This is a genomic window from Gordonia sp. PDNC005, assembly GCF_016919385.1.
Lineage (GTDB): Bacteria > Actinomycetota > Actinomycetes > Mycobacteriales > Mycobacteriaceae > Gordonia.
Genome location: NZ_CP070351.1, coordinates 254,431 through 269,448, shown reverse-complemented (window position 1 = coordinate 269,448; position 15,018 = coordinate 254,431). Strand labels below are relative to the sequence as shown.

Here is a 15,018-nt window from a genome sequence, read left to right as displayed (position 1 = left end):
AGGGCCGAGCAATTCGGGTGGTGGTCAAGCGGTGAGGACGAGGCCGGACGTCGGAACACCCGTGCCTGCGGTGACGAGGACCTGCGATGCGCCCTCGACCTGGTTGACGGAGTCGCCTCGCAACTGGCGGACGGCCTCGGCGATGCCGTTCATCCCGTGGATGTAGGCCTCACCGAGCTGACCGCCGTGTGTGTTCAAGGGCAGTCGGCCGCCGACTTCGAGGGCTCCGGGTTCACGGACGAAGTCCTTGGCCTCACCGCGCCCGCAGAATCCGAGCTCCTCGAGCTGGATCAGCGCGTACGGGGTGAAGTGGTCGTACAGAACCGCCATGTCCATGTCGTCAGGCCGGAGTCCGGACTGCGCCCACAACTGCTGTCCGACAAGGCCCATCTCCTCCAGAGCGGGCAGATCGTCGCGGTAGTAACTGGTCATGATGAACTGGTCGCGGCCACTGCCGGACGCCGCGCCCGCAATCGACACCGGCTTGCGTCTGAGGTCTTTGGCGCGCTCAGGGGACACGACGACGATCGCAACACCGCCGTCCGACTCCTGGCAGCAGTCGAGCAGATGGAGGGGCTCGGCGATGTACCGCGACGCCTGATGGTCCTCCAGGGTGATGGGCTTGCCGTAGAAGAACGCGTTCGGGTTCACCGCTGCGTGCTTGCGGTCGACGACGGCGACGCGGCCGAAGTCCTCACTCGTCGCTCCGTACTCGTGCATGTACCGCTGAGCCGTCATCGCGACGAACGCCGCGGGCGTCGACAGACCGTGCGGGTACGAGAAAGCGTTGTCGGTGCCCGAGGAGTTCTCCTGGTTGGCGACAGCAGCACTGACCTGGCCGAACCTGTTTCCCGACCGCTCATTGAACGCGCGGTAGGCCACCGCGACGTCGCACACGCCGGTTGCCACCGCCATCGCCGCCTGCTGGACCGTGGAGCACGCCGCACCGCCTCCGTAGTGGATGCGGGAGAAGTACTTGAGCTCCGGGATCCCCACCGCGCGAGCGACGGCGATCTCGGTGTTGGTGTCCATCGTGAAAGTGACCAGGCCGTCGACGTCGTCGGCGGTCAGGCCGGCGTCGGCCAATGCGGCATTGATGGCTTCGGCCGCCAGCCGCAGCTCACTGCGACCGGAGTTCTTCGAGAAGTCGGTGGCTCCGATGCCCGCGATCGAAGCCTTACCGGAGAGAGTCCTGCTCATCACGCCTCCGCTCTGGTGAAGACGACAGTCGAGATGACGTGCTTGCCGAGCGAGTTGGTGCCCGTGACGGCGACTGTCACCCGATCGCCCTCGACAGCGGTGACCTCGCCGGTGAACGTCAACGAGTCGTAGGCGTACCAGGGCACGCCCAACTTCAAGTTGATCGACCCGATCCGCGCCGACGGTCCCGCCCAGTCGGTGACGAACCGCTCGACCAGCCCGGTGTCGGTGAGGATGTTGACGAAGATGTCCTTCGAGCCCTTCTGATGCGCGAGGTCCCGGTCGTGATGCACGTCCTGGAAGTCACGGGTCGCGAGGGCCGTCGCCACCACAAACGTCGGGGTGGCGTCGATTGTCAGCGGCGGCAGCGCGGCGCCGACGGCGATCGTGGTCACTTGGCTGCTCCTGCCGGAGTGAAGGCGTACAGAGTCCACGCGTCGGTGCCTCCGTCAGTGGTGGGTCCCCCGTCGCTTCGCTCGCCCGCAGTGGATCCCCCGTCGCTTCGCTCGCCCGCAGGGAAGTCCAGGAACGTCACCTCGACCTCGAGCCCTATGCGAACGTCGGCGGGGTCGATCCCGCGGAGTTCACCGAGCATTCGGACGCCCTCCTCGAGTTCCACCAGCGCCACCGCGAACGGCAGTGAGCGGCCCGGCACCTTCGGCGCGTGATGGATCACGTGGCTGTACACGGTTCCGCGGCCCGAAGACACGACGTAGTCGGTGGTCCCGAACTCACCGTCCTCGCCGCGCGGCTTCCACGTGGCGGGGATCGGCGGATGACGCAGCGACCCGTCGTCGAGCTTCTGAATGCGCAGCTCATGGGCTGCGACACCGTCCCAGAAGAAGGCCGTGTCGCGGGACTTAGACGGCTTGATGAGCTTGGCCGGATCCAGGTCGGGCGTCGCGCTCACCGGTTCGCTCTTCGCGGCAGGCCGGAACTTGAGGATACGGAAGTGCATCTCCGCGACGAGTTCGTCACCCACCTCGCCATTTCCCTTCGCTCCGCTCACCCACCAGTTGTTCTTCGTCGTGAAGAACCACCCCTCGCCGAGAGCTGTGTTCTTGGGGCCGACGACGTCGACGAGCTCTGACGAGATCGTGACCTCTTCGCCGGGCGAGGTGTAGCGGTGGTAGACGGTGTCGCAGTTGGTCGCGACCACCGAGGTGTAGCCGGCCTCGTCGAACAGCTCCGTCGCCAGACCCAGCGGATCGTCGTCGGCGCGGACGCCGTGCAGCCCGCGCATGGTCCACACCTGAGCCATCGCGGGCGGGGCCACGATTCCGTCGTGACCTGCCGCGCGGGCCGCGTCGGCGTCGACGTAGATCGGATTGTCGTCGCCCATCGCCTCGACCCAGTTGTGGATCATCGGCTGGTTGATCGGATCGCGGCCCTTCTTCGGGGCACTCGCGCCCTTGGCCTTGATCGCATCCGCTGCGGCGCGGATCTCGTCGTGCGTCATCGTCATCGCTTCACCCTCGGCAGACCGAGACCGGCGGTGCCGATCATGTCTCGCATCACTTCGTTAACGCCGCCGCCGAACGTGATCACGGCGTTGCGTTTGGCCGTCATATCGAGCCAGTCGACGAGGTCGGCCGTCGCCTCGTCGGTGAAGTCGCCGTATCGTCCGACGATCTCGTCGGCCATCCGGTGGATCGTCTGCACACGCTCGGTGGCGAACACCTTGGTCGCCGCGGCCGACGCCATCGAGATCTCACCGCTCGATGCGACCTGCCAGTTGAGCAGTTCGTTCAGACGCTCGTAGGCGCCGATCGTGGCGAGAGTGCGCCGGACGTCGTCACGGCTGGTGACCGGCTCACCGTCGACCTGCGCGCTGGCGGCCCAGTCGCGGACCCGGTCGGCGACGCCACCGATGCGACCCGACGGGCCGAGCATGACACGTTCGTGATTGAGCTGGGTGGTGATCAGTTTCCAGCCGTCACCCTCCTCGCCGACCCGCATCGAGACGGGAACCTTCACGTCGCTGTAGTACGTCGCGTTCACGTGATGCGCACCGTCCGCGGTGATGATCGGGGTCCACGTGAAACCGGGATCACGGGTATCCAGGATCAGAATCGTGATGCCCTTGTGTTTGGGGGCGTCCTGATCAGTCCGGCAGGCGAGCCAGATGTAGTCGGCGTCGTGTCCACCCGTGGTGAAGATCTTCTGACCGTTGACGATGTAGTTCTCGCCGGTCTCATCCAGCGTCGCCTTCGTGGTCAACGACGCGAGGTCGGTGCCGGCGTCGGGTTCGGTGTAGCCGATCGCAAAATGCACGTCGCCCGCGAGGATCCGCGGAAGGAACAGGTCCTTCTGCTCCTGCGTGCCGTACTTCTGCAGCGTCGGCCCCACAGTCTGCAGGGTGACCGACGGCAGCGGGACGTCCGCGCGGACGGCCTCGTTGGTGAAGATCTGCTGTTCGATCTCACCGAAGCCCTTTCCGCCGAACTCCGCGGACCAGCCGACGCCGAGCCAGCCGTCGGCGCCCATCTGCTTGATCACCTTGCGGTACGCGGGGCCGTGCCGCTCCACGCGCATGGTGCGCGCATCGTCGTCGGAGATCAGGGTGGAGAAATAGGTGCGCAGTTCGTCGCGGAGAGCGAGCTGAGCCTCAGTGAACGCGATGAACATGCCGTCGCCGGTGTCGGCCCCGGTGTTCGATCCTGCCGAGTCGGTGTCGGCGAGGACCACGAGTGTGCGATCGGCCCCGCCGACTAGACGACCGAGGTCCTTGGTGATGGAGAAGTAGCGATGCAGCGGGTATGTGACGTCCACGCCGATCCCGCCGTGCAGGTGTGTCATGGTCCGCATCGTCGCCGGGAGCTCGGACGCGATCCAGTACATCGCCGTCGCGAGATCGCCCTGTGCGTCGCGGCTCTGCGACAGTTCCCAGGCGGCAGCCGTGCTCACCAGCCCGAGGGTCGCAGAGATGACGTAGACGTCGGCCAACTGCTGCCCGACTGCCTGGAACGTGGCGATCGGTTTGCCGAACTGATGCCGCGTGGACACATGCTCGGCCGTGCGAGCGATCGCACCAGCCAGCAGACCGTCGGCGTAGGCGGTCAGCAGCGCTCGGTAGACGTCGACAAGCGGCTGCGGATCGTCGGAGACCACCCGGTCGGCGCGAGCACCCGCGAACCGCACTGTGTACTCGCCCCAGCCGGACGATGCGGTGGTCCGGGTGACGGTGACGCCGTCGGCTGCCGGATCGATGACGGCGATGCCGCCGGCTGCGGCGACGACCAGCGCGGTGGCCCCGTCGGCGTGCAGTACGCCCGTCTTGACACCGGACAGAACCCCGTCGACAAGCGTCGTCGACAGTTCCTCACCGAGAGCTCGGCCCTGTTCACCGACCGCAGCCGCGAACCGACCCGCCGGATCGGTCGACGCCCCCACGAGGCCAGCGGCGAGTGTGCCGATCAGCGGTGTGACGACGGCGTCGCGACCTGCACGCACAACGAGCGGACGGAGCGCGTCGACACCGAGGCCGTCACCGCCGAACTCCTCACTGAGCGGCATCGCGGTGACGCCGGCGTCGACGAAGCCACGCCATGCCGCAGCGTCGAAACCGCCGTCGGCGAATTTTGTCTCCCAGTCCGGCTGCAAGCGCTTGACGACGTCGTCGGCGACGTCGGACACGGCTGCGGCCGCGGGGTCCAGAGTGAAGTCCACCCGGCACCTCCTGAAGGTAAATTAGAACGTGTTCCATTTGTAGCAGATGGCGAAGGCCTCTACCTAGCACTTGCTTGGTTCGCGTGCACTCAGCCTCGTGGGAGGCCGAGAATGCGTTCCGCGGCCGCATTCTTGAGGATCTGAGTGGTTCCGCCCGCGATCGAGAGGCAACGGTTGAGCAGCAGCAACTCGGTCGCAGACGAACTCGACAGAGCCTCGACACCGAGCAGATCGGTCGCGAACTCCGGGACCGATTGGCGATGCACAACTCCGATCAGCTTCCGGACGCTCGAGGTCGCGCCGGGATCGGTTCCGGACAGCCGCTGCACCACGGATCGCGCGTCGAGCACTCGTCCGATGTGCGCGTCGGCGACGATCCGACCGAGTTCACGTGATTGCTCCGCACTGAGCTCCACACCGTCGATCTGACGCAGCAGGGCGTCGACCTCCTTGCCGAGACCCGAACCGCCCATGGCGACGCGCTCGTTCGCGAGTGTTGTGCGCGCGAGTCGCCAGCCGCCGTCAACGGGTCCGACGACCATCTCGTCCGGAACGAACACGTCGTCGAGGAACACTTCGTTGAACATCGCTCGACCGGTCAGCTCACGCAGCGGGCGGATGTCGATCCCCGCGCCGGCCATGTCGACGAGGAAGTATGTGATGCCCTTGTGCTTCGGCACATCGGGGTTGGTGCGGGCCAGGCAGACGGCCCACTGCGACATGTGCGCCTCTGAAGTCCAGATCTTCTGACCGGTGAGACGCCACCCGCCGTCGGCGCGGACCGCCTTGGTGCGCAGCGACGCCAGGTCCGAGCCCGCTTCAGGCTCACTGAACAGTTGGCACCACCGGATGTCGCCCGCGAGGGTCGGCGCGACGAACTTCTCGCGCTGAGTGTCGGTGCCGTGCTCGAGAATCGTCGGCAACGCCCAGCCCGCGATCACCAGATCGGGACGGGCGACGCCCACCCTGTCGAGTTCTGCGTCGATGAGCAACTGGAGTGCCGGATCGGCGGCCAGGCCGTACGGCTCCGGCCAATGCGGTGCGAGCAGTCCGGTCCGGGCGAGCGCTGCACGACGCTCCGACTCCGGCGCGGCCGCGACCTCGTCGGCCGCCGCGGCGATCGACGGCCGACGATCCTGCACGGACTCGAGGTCGAGCGAGAACTCGCGTCGCGACCCCTCCCGCCCAAGGCGGGCGAGTTCGGCACGTGCGGCCGATCCCTGACCGAGCAGCATGCGGGTGGCGAGCGCCGACCGCAGGTACAGGTGCGCGTTGTGCTCGAACGTGAAGCCGATACCGCCGAGGATCTGGATGGCGTCCTTCGCGTTGGCGGGTGCCAGATCGGCGACGAGCACCGACGCGGCCAGTCGACTCAAGGCCGCCTGCGCACGGTCCCCGTCGTCGATCGCCGACGCCAGATCCCAGGCGGCCGCGGTCAGCTGCTCGCTGCGGCACAGCATGTCGGCGCAGATCTGCTTGACGGCTTGGAACGATCCGATCGGCGCCCCGAACTGAGTGCGGACCTTCGCATAGTCGACTGCCACGTCGAGGACGTGCCGTGCGACGCCGGACTGATAGGCGGTGAAGCCGAGGACGAGCAAGTCGACGAGGAGCTCTGCGTCGTCGATCCGGGTGAGCGACGCATCCGTCAGGCCGGAGAGGCGCACTCGATGCGGGATCGCCGTGCCGTCGAGCGGACCGTCCATGGTGGCGGCGTCGACGTCTGCGGGCTCGATGGCGAACCAGCCGCTCGTGTCGTCGACGACGAGCGGGGCCAGCACGAGGGCGCCGTCAACCCATGCGGGCACCGGACCGAGGTCAACCGATCCGTCGGTCAGCGGCAACGGCGCCGTCCCGGTGATCGCCGATGCCGGGATCACCACGGGCCGCTCCCCCGTCATGAGCGCTTCGGCGGCCTCGGAACCCTGCGCGGCGAGGACGTACGCGCCTGCGACGGTCTGCGCCAACGGCCCCGGGACCAGCGACGATCCGCACGCTTCCAGCATCACGGCGACGTCTTCCAGGCTGCCGCCGGCGCCGCCCGCATCCTCGGCGACACCGGCCATGAACACACCGAGTTCACCGATCTGACCGAAGAACTCGCGCCACGAAGCGCCCCCGCCGTCGATGTCGGCTCGGACGGCCTCGGCGACGGATCGGGCCGCCGCCCAATCGGTCACGCTGTCGGCTACCACTCGTTGGTCGGATGACGTGGCGATACTCACGGGAGTTTCCTCTGCGTTTCGGTTGTTGCAAGCAATTAGAACCTGTTCTAATGACACCTAGGGTGTACACCATCGAAGTGCCGCTGCCAACCAGCGGCCGCCCGATATCGAGGGGGAATCCGCACATGGCAGGCCCGGCCACCAGCACAAGCGACGTCGAAGCACCGACACCGCCGCCCACTCCGGCACCCACCTCGGGCGCCGAGGTCGGATCGGCTGCGCAGCGCGAACGGCGCAGGCGGATTCTCGACGCCACACTCGCACTCGCCTCCAAGGGCGGCTACGACGCGGTGCAGATGCGCACCGTCGCCGAGAAGGCCGACGTCGCCGTCGGCACCCTGTACCGCTACTTCCCGTCGAAGGTCCACCTTCTCGTCACCGCGCTCGCGCGCGAACTGGAACGAGTGGAGGGTCGCGTCGACCGGACACAGCTCCCAGGCGACGACCCGATGGCTCGACTGCGCCACGTGCTCGACATGATCACCTACGCGATGCAGCGTGATCCCCTGCTCACCGAGGCGATGACGCGGGCCTTCATGTTCGCCGACGCATCGGCCACCAGCGAGGTCGACCGAGTCGCCAACACCATCGACCGCCTCCTCGCGGGCGCGATGCTCGACCCGGCCGACGCCGAGGCCGAGCCGTCCGAACACGACCTCGCGATCGCACGAGTCATCTCCGACGTGTGGATGTCGAATCTTGTGCAGTGGCTCACCCGTCGCGCGTCGGCGACCGATGTCACCACCCGCATGGCATTGACGATCCGCCTCCTGCTCGACAAATAGAGCAGGCTTCCCGCTCAACGGGAACGCGTCACCTCCAGCGACATGACCGAGGTCACTATCGAGTCATCAGGGCCCTCCCCGGCCCTGCCGAAGAACTCGATGGAGGACACGCACCATGTCTGCACCCACCCAGGACGAAGAGTTCCGGTCGATTGAATCCGCCGGAGCCCCCACTCGATTCGCGCGCGGCTGGCACTGCCTCGGCCTGCTGAAGGACTTCCGAGACGGGAAGCCGCACCAGATCAAGGCGTTCGGCACCCAGCTCGTCGTTTTCCAGACCGAGAGCGACGGGTCGCTGAAGGTGCTCGACGCCTACTGCCGTCACATGGGCGGAAACCTCGCGAAAGGACAGGTGAAGGGCGACTCGATCGCCTGCCCGTTCCACGACTGGAGGTGGGGCGGCAACGGCCGCTGCACCGGCATCCCGTACGCACGCCGCGTGCCGCCGGTCGCAAAGACCCGATCGTGGCCGACGCTTGAACGCAACGGCCAGCTCTTCGTATGGAACGACCCCCAGGGGTCCAAGCCGACTGACGACGTCACGATTCCGGTCATCGAGGGCTACGGCACCGACGAGTGGACCGACTGGGACTGGAACTCGATCGTCGTCGAGGGTTCGCACTGCCGAGAGATCGTCGACAACAACGTCGACATGGCTCACTTCTTCTACGTCCACTACTCGTTCCCGAAGTTCTTCAAGAACATCTTCGAAGGTCACGTCGCAGGCCAGATCATGCACTCGGTACCCCGCGACGACGTCTCGGTGGGCACCAACTACGACGATCCCGACTCCCGTCTCGAATCCGAGGCGTACTACTACGGGCCGTCGTACATGATCGACGTGCTCCGCAGCTACGCCAACGGCATGGTGATCGAAACGAATCTCATCAACTGCCACTACCCGATCGACAACAATTCGTTCGTCCTCATGTACGGCGCGAGCGTCAAGAAGCCCGCGGGAATGGCGCCCGAGGACGCCGAAGCCATGGCCGCGCAATTCTCCCAAGGCGTGAAAGTGGGCTTCGAGCAGGATGTGGAGATCTGGCGCGACAAGGCGCCGATCGACAACCCGCTGCTGTCGGAGGAGGACGGCCCCGTCTACCAGATGCGCCGTTGGTACAACCAGTTCTACGTCGACGTCGAGGACATCACCGACGACATGACCAACCGCTTCGAATTCGAGATCGACACCACCCGTGCGGTCGAGAGCTGGGAGAAGGAAGTGGCCGAGAACATCGCAGCCGGCCGTGTCGTCAACACCGTCTCCTGACAGATCCCCCACTCCCTCTCTTCACACTCCATCCGAACGAGGAATCATGACCCGACCCATAGAGAACATCGAAGCGATCGCCGATCAGATCCGCGATCAGGGCCCCGAGGCCGAAGAACTCGGCCAGCTGCCCGACGAGACCGCGAAGAAGCTGAAGGCATCCGGCGTGATGAAGCTGCTCGCGCCCGCACAGTACGGCGGCCTCGAAGCACATCCGCGCGAGTTCGCCGAGACCGTCATGAAGGCCGCGAGCCTCGACGGCGCCACCGGATGGGTGTGCGGCATCGTCGGCGTCCACCCGTGGCAGATGGCGTTCGCCGACCCCAAGGTGCAGGAGGAGGTGTGGGGTGAGGACGACAACACCTGGATCGCCTCGCCGTACGCGCCGACCGGCATCGCACGCCCGGTCGACGGCGGCTACATCTTCAACGGTCGGTGGCAGTTCAGCTCCGGCACCGACCATTGCGACTGGATCTTCCTCGGAGCGATGCTCGGCACTCCCGAGGGCGACATGGCGCTGCCGCCGACCATGCTGCACATGATCCTGCCGCGCAGCGACTACACGATCGTCGAGGACTCGTGGAACGTCGTCGGCCTCAAGGGCACCGGCTCCAAAGACATCATCGTCAAGGACGCGTTCGTCCCGTCATACCGCGTGATGAACGGCGACCACGTCATCGACGGAACCGCGCAGGCTCAGGCGGGCATGACGAAGACCCTGTTCAAGATGCCGTGGTCGTCGATGTTCCCGCTCGGCATCACCTCCGCCGTCATCGGCATCGCCGAAGGCGCCCTCGCCTGCCACCTCGACTACCAGCGCGACCGTGTCGGTGCGCAGGGAGTCGCGGTCAAGGACGATCCGTACAACCTCTTCGCCATCGGCGAGGCGGCGGCCGACATCAACGCCGCCCGCCAGGAACTGTTGGCGAACGTGGACCGGATCTTCGACATGGTCGAGGCAGGCGAAGAGATCACCTTCGCCGATCGCGCAGCAGGTCGACGCACTCAGATCCGGGCCGCCTGGCGCGCAGTGATGGCCGTCGACCAGATCTACGCGCGATCCGGGGGCAACGCACTCCGCATGGACAAGCCGCTCCAGCGCTTCTGGCGCGATGTGCACGCGGGTCTGAACCACGCGATTCACGTGCCGAGCACCCCCTACCACGCGTCCGCCCTGGCCTCGATGGGCCTGGAGGTTCCAGACAACCTCCGCTCGATGATCTGACTCCCTCCCCGCACAGAAAGACCGCAACATGACCGACATCAAGAGCCTTGGCTACATCAAGGTCCAGACCCACGACATGGACCGCTGGCGCACTTTCGCGTTCGACGTCCTCGGCTTCGCGAAGGGCTCCGGCCCCGACGAGAACGCTCTGTACCTGCGGATGGACGAGCGTGCAGCGCGCATCGTCATCGTCGAGGGCGAGACCGACGAGATCGTCACCATCGGCTGGGAGGTCCGCGACGGCAAGGCGCTCGCACGCGTCCGCGACGCCGTCACCGCAGCAGGCGTGAGCGTCACCGACCTGTCAGGCGAGGAGGCGGATGCCCGCCGCATCGAAGCCGGCATCTCGTTCACCGACCCCGCCGGCGCGACTCTCGAGGTCTTCCACGGACCAATCCTCGATCACAGCCCGATCGTGACCCCGTTCGGTTCCACATTTGTGACCGGCGGGCAGGGTCTCGGCCACGTCGTGCTCCCGGTGATGGATCTGAACGGTGCATTCGAGTTCTACCAGGACGTGCTCGGCTTCCTCCCCCGCGGCGCCATGCGCATCCCGGCGCCGCCGGAGTTCGGACCGGTCCGCATCCGGTTCATGGGCGTCAACGAGCGTCACCACAGCCTCGCGCTGTGCCCGGCACCGCACGGCGGCGCACCCGGCCTCATCCACGTGATGGTCGAGGTCGACACCCTCGACGCCGTCGGCCAGGCACTCGACCGCGTCGTCAAGGACGGGTTCTCCCTGTCGTCGACGCTGGGCCGCCACACGAACGACAAGATGGTGTCGTTCTACGTCCGCGCACCCGGCGGCTGGGACATCGAGTTCGGCTGTGAGGGCATGAAGGTCGACGAGGCCCACTACACGTCGGAAGAGATCACCGCAGACAGCTACTGGGGCCACGACTGGTCCGGAAGCGAGCCGCTCGCAGCGATGTGACGGCGCGACTCACACGTCGTGAGTCATGACGCGCAAGGGAGCCGTGCTTCTCACCCCACGAGGGGAGCACGGCTCCTTTCTCATATCCGGACAACGGCGCTGACCTGCGCTTTCGGTGATGCCCACGCCATATTCGAAGAAAAAAGTGACACAGGCCTCATCGAGCGCTATTCTCAATATGCCTAATCGAAATACCGAGGTCACAGCCTTGACTGCGGTCGAGTAGGCAATGACACTCAGCCCCCACCCTCCTGGAGAGTCATGACCGACAACACTCCCAACGCCGTCCTCGACCGCGTCTCCCTCGTCCTCGACGCCTTCGAAGGACATGCCCGGCAGAACCTCGCCGAGATCGTCCGCCGCACCGGACTGCCCCGGTCGTCCGCCCACCGCATGCTCGAACGTCTCGTTGCACTCCGCTGGCTACGCCGCGACGGCCGCGACTACGAACTCGGCATGCGCCTGGTGGAACTGGGTTCGCTCGCCGTGCACCAGGACCGCCTGCACTCGGCCGCGATGCCGTTCCTGCACGAGCTCCACCGGATGACGGGCTTCGTCATCCACCTCGCAGTCCTGCAGGGCAGCGACGTGGTGTACCTCGAGAAGATCGGCGAAGGTCTCGGCAAGGCGCTCCCGACCCGTGTCGGCGGTCGCCAGCCCGCACACTGCACGGCCATCGGCAAGGCACTGCTCGCGCACACGGACGACATCGACCAGAGCGCACCGCTGGAACGCCGCACACGCTTCTCGATCGCATCGTCGTCGGCACTCACTGCTGAACTCGCGAAGGTCCGCGCGCACGGCGTCGCCTTCGAGCGGGAAGAGGCCGTCGCACGATTCGGCTGCGTCGCCGTGCCGATCGGCGAACCCGGACAGGCCGTCGCCGCGATCTCGATGTGCGGTCCGATCGAGAAGATGACCTTCGACAATCGTCTCGCGTCACCCCTGCGAATGGCAGCCCTCGGCATCTGGCGGAACACCGCGGACGACGCGGTCCGCATCACGCCGACGCTTCAGCAACGGCGCGGTTTCCTCCCCGCAGCCCAGCGACCCGTCGCCTGACCGCGACGGCCCGTATTCGATCAGATCAATCCGACGCCGCTCCCGATCACTCGGGGGCGGCGTCGTTCGTCGATGTCGAGGCCTCTGCGGCGGCTCGTGCCATCGCGTCCACCTCACGCCAGCGGTCCGGGGCAGGCGGAATGAGGCGCCCGTTCTCATCGAGCGCAGGCGTCAACGCCTCGTACGTCGCGTCGATCTCGCCGTAGAGGTCCTGCGCCAGTTCCAGTTCCGCCTGGTAGTGCCGATGCGCCCAGCGAAGCGCAAGCCTCGGATACGCCCACGAGGGCTCGATCGTCGCCAACTCGCCGTCGTTCTCGGCCGTCTTGATCAGGTCACGAAGCTGATCCATGTAATCGGTCAGAATCGCCTTCAGACGGTCCGGAGAGCTCAGGTGCCCGAGCCAGATGCGCATCAGGACCGGGTGCTTCAGAATCGGCAGGTCTACCGGCCCCGTCATCACCCACGCTTCGAGCGCTCGGTGACCTTCCTCAGTGACCGCGTACAACCGACGCGACCGCTCGCCTGCGCTCTTCTCCGTCCACGACCTCGCCAAGCCCAGCTTCTCGAGGCGCTTCATCTCGCTGTACACCTGGCTGAACGACGGGCTCCAGTAGAAGTGGCCGATCGACCAGTCGGCCCACTTCTTCACGTCGTAGCCTGATCCGCTCTCGTTGGAGCTGAGCAAACCGAGGACCGCCCACCCGGTTGGCGGAATGTCGGGGAGAGGCCGGCTCTCGCCGTCGGATTCATCCTGCACTTCCCAATCGTAACAACGCAGCGACGCGCGCTCGTGGCTGCAACCAGTGACCGGGAGGCCCGTCGTCCCAGCTTGCAGACGACTTCGGCACCCGTCGACCGCATCGAGCGGCGGCGGGTGCCGAGTTTAGGGGACGAACAGTCTCACATTGGTCAGAGGAGTTGGAAGCCGTCGTAGTCGTTTGCTGCGACTTTCGCGATGATGTCGCCGTACGCTCCGAACCCGCCGACGAACGGCATGAACACTCGCGGACGACCGGGGATGTTGGCCCCGAGATACCAGGAATTGGCCTGCACCATGAGCGACCCCTCGGCGCGACGCCTGCACTCGGCGACCCACTCGTCGACCGCCTCGGCGCGGGCTTCGAAGCCCGCGGCACCGGCCTCGTCGACATGAGCGATCGCGTCGGAGATCCAGTCGACGTGCAGTTCCGAGTGCAGCACCATGTTCGCCAACACCGACGGACTGCCGGGCCCGGTCAGGTTGAACAGGTTCGGGAACCCGGAGATGCCGAGCCCGAGATATGTGCGTGGCCCGGCAGCCCACTCGTCGTTCAAGGTCCGACCGCCGCGTCCGACGATGTTGATCTTGGCGACCGAGCCGGTCATCGCGTCGAAGCCGGTTGCAAGGACGAGCGCATCGAGGTCGTGATGCCGTCCGTCGGCGGTGACCACACCCGTCGCGTCGATCCGTTCGATGGGGGCCTTCCGCAGGTTCACCAGTTCGACGTTGTCGCGGTTGTACGTCTCGAAGTAGCCGCTGTCGGTGCAGATCCGCTTGGTGCCGATCGGATGATCCGACGGGATCAGGTCGGCCGCGACATCGGGGTCGTCGATCACCGCGCGGACCTTCGACTCCCAGAACTCGCGGGCGGGACCGTTGGCTTCGAGGGACGTCAGCTGGTCGGGGAACGTCTTGCTGAACAGCACGCCGCCCAACTCCCAACGTTCCTCGTACGCGGACTGCCGCTCCTGATCGGTGGCCTCGAGCGTGTTCTTGGGGAACGCCATGTGGGGCGAGCCGCCGCCGCTGGCCATCGACAGTCGACGCCGCTCCGCGTAGTCGGCCTTCTGCGCGGCGCGATCCGCGTCCGACAGCGGGCGGTTCCCGGCGGGGATGCTGTAGTTTGCGGTGCGCTGGAACACCGTGAGGTGATCGGCCTGTTTGGCGATCTCGGGAATCGACTGTATTCCGGACGATCCGGTTCCGATGACACCGACACGCTGCCCGGTGAAGTCGACTTCTTCGTGCGGCCAGCGTCCCGTGTGCAGAACAGGCCCGGCGAAGTCGTTGATCCCGTCGATGGCGGGGATGTTCGAGTTCGACAGCGGCCCGAGTGCCAGGACGACCCACCGAGCGGTCACAGTCTCACCGGTGTCGGTCTCCACCGTCCACGTCAGCGTGTCCTCATCGAGGGCGATCTGCTCCACCCTGGTGTTGAGGCTGATATCGCGGTACAGGTCAAAACGTGTCGCGACGTGATCGACGTATCGGAGGATCTCGGGCTGGGTCGCGTACTTCTCACTCCAGTCCCACTCCTGCTGGAGGTCCTCGTCGAACGAGTACGAATAGTCGACGCTCTCGACGTCGCAGCGTGCGCCGGGGTAACGGTTCCAGTACCAGACGCCGCCGATGCCGCCGCCCGCCTCGAAGAGCCGGACGCTCTTGCCGTCCGAACGCAGGCGGTGCAGAGCGTACAGCCCACCGAAACCTGCACCGACAACCACCACGTCGACGTCTACGGACTCCACAGTCTCACTCACGCTGCGCCTCTCGTCACTGTGCCGGGACTTCCCCGATCAACAGCCACGACGCTAGGACCCTCACCGCCGAGACGACAGCGTCGTTCCCGCTCACCGGTACGTCCCGGTCACCGGGAATCCGCGGCCTC

The 15,018-nt window shown here is 66.3% G+C and carries 12 protein-coding genes; 5 read left to right on the top strand and 7 right to left on the bottom strand.

Annotation, left to right across the window (positions count from 1 at the left end; genetic code table 11):
* Positions 1-24: 24 nt before the first annotated feature.
* From JVX90_RS01370 to JVX90_RS01350, 5 genes are all read right to left on the bottom strand, one after another.
* Positions 25-1,200 (bottom strand): lipid-transfer protein, encoded by a 1,176-nt coding sequence (locus JVX90_RS01370; protein ID WP_205330701.1) that lies wholly within the window; start codon positions 1,198-1,200, stop codon positions 25-27.
* Positions 1,200-1,595: a MaoC family dehydratase gene (locus tag JVX90_RS01365; RefSeq protein WP_275889935.1), complete on the bottom strand. Its 396-nt coding sequence runs from the start codon at positions 1,593-1,595 to the stop codon at positions 1,200-1,202. Before JVX90_RS01365 ends, JVX90_RS01370 begins: the two co-directional genes overlap by 1 nt.
* Positions 1,592-2,665 carry an OB-fold domain-containing protein gene (locus JVX90_RS01360; RefSeq protein ID WP_205330700.1) on the bottom strand — a complete coding sequence of 358 codons (1,074 nt, stop codon included), beginning with the start codon at positions 2,663-2,665 and terminating at the stop codon, positions 1,592-1,594. The genes JVX90_RS01365 and JVX90_RS01360 overlap by 4 nt, the downstream gene beginning before the upstream one ends.
* Positions 2,662-4,869: an acyl-CoA dehydrogenase gene (locus JVX90_RS01355; RefSeq protein WP_205330699.1), complete on the bottom strand. Its 2,208-nt coding sequence runs from the start codon at positions 4,867-4,869 to the stop codon at positions 2,662-2,664. The genes JVX90_RS01360 and JVX90_RS01355 overlap by 4 nt, the downstream gene beginning before the upstream one ends.
* Before the next feature lie 89 nt (positions 4,870-4,958).
* A complete protein-coding gene (locus tag JVX90_RS01350) occupies positions 4,959-7,094 on the bottom strand; it encodes an acyl-CoA dehydrogenase (protein WP_205330698.1) in 2,136 nt (711 codons plus the stop codon).
* A 125-nt stretch (positions 7,095-7,219) separates the two neighbouring features.
* Here JVX90_RS01350 and kstR point away from each other — a divergent pair, with 125 nt between their 5' ends.
* The 5 genes from kstR to JVX90_RS01325 all read left to right on the top strand — a co-directional run bounded on the left by kstR (position 7,220) and on the right by JVX90_RS01325 (position 12,370).
* A complete protein-coding gene (kstR, locus tag JVX90_RS01345) occupies positions 7,220-7,879 on the top strand; it encodes a cholesterol catabolism transcriptional regulator KstR (RefSeq protein ID WP_205330697.1) in 660 nt (219 codons plus the stop codon).
* A gap of 115 nt (positions 7,880-7,994) precedes the next feature.
* Positions 7,995-9,149 (top strand): Rieske 2Fe-2S domain-containing protein, encoded by a 1,155-nt coding sequence (locus JVX90_RS01340; protein ID WP_205330696.1) that lies wholly within the window; start codon positions 7,995-7,997, stop codon positions 9,147-9,149.
* A gap of 43 nt (positions 9,150-9,192) precedes the next feature.
* On the top strand, positions 9,193-10,374 hold the full coding sequence (locus tag JVX90_RS01335; RefSeq protein WP_205332220.1) for a hydroxylase: 1,182 nt from the start codon (positions 9,193-9,195) through the stop codon (positions 10,372-10,374).
* A gap of 28 nt (positions 10,375-10,402) precedes the next feature.
* Complete coding sequence (gene bphC / locus JVX90_RS01330) at positions 10,403-11,308, top strand: biphenyl-2,3-diol 1,2-dioxygenase (RefSeq protein ID WP_205330695.1); 906 nt, start codon at positions 10,403-10,405, stop codon at positions 11,306-11,308.
* 261 nt (positions 11,309-11,569) lie between these two features.
* Positions 11,570-12,370 carry an IclR family transcriptional regulator gene (locus JVX90_RS01325; RefSeq protein ID WP_008378563.1) on the top strand — a complete coding sequence of 267 codons (801 nt, stop codon included), beginning with the start codon at positions 11,570-11,572 and terminating at the stop codon, positions 12,368-12,370.
* 46 nt (positions 12,371-12,416) lie between these two features.
* On the opposite strand, the gene JVX90_RS01320 is transcribed toward JVX90_RS01325, so the two are convergent.
* Together JVX90_RS01320 and JVX90_RS01315 are read right to left on the bottom strand one after the other, a co-directional pair.
* Complete coding sequence (locus JVX90_RS01320; RefSeq protein ID WP_205330694.1) at positions 12,417-13,127, bottom strand: PadR family transcriptional regulator; 711 nt, start codon at positions 13,125-13,127, stop codon at positions 12,417-12,419.
* Between the two features lie 152 nt (positions 13,128-13,279).
* Positions 13,280-14,890 (bottom strand): NAD(P)/FAD-dependent oxidoreductase, encoded by a 1,611-nt coding sequence (locus tag JVX90_RS01315; RefSeq protein WP_205330693.1) that lies wholly within the window; start codon positions 14,888-14,890, stop codon positions 13,280-13,282.
* Positions 14,891-15,018 lie beyond the last annotated feature (128 nt).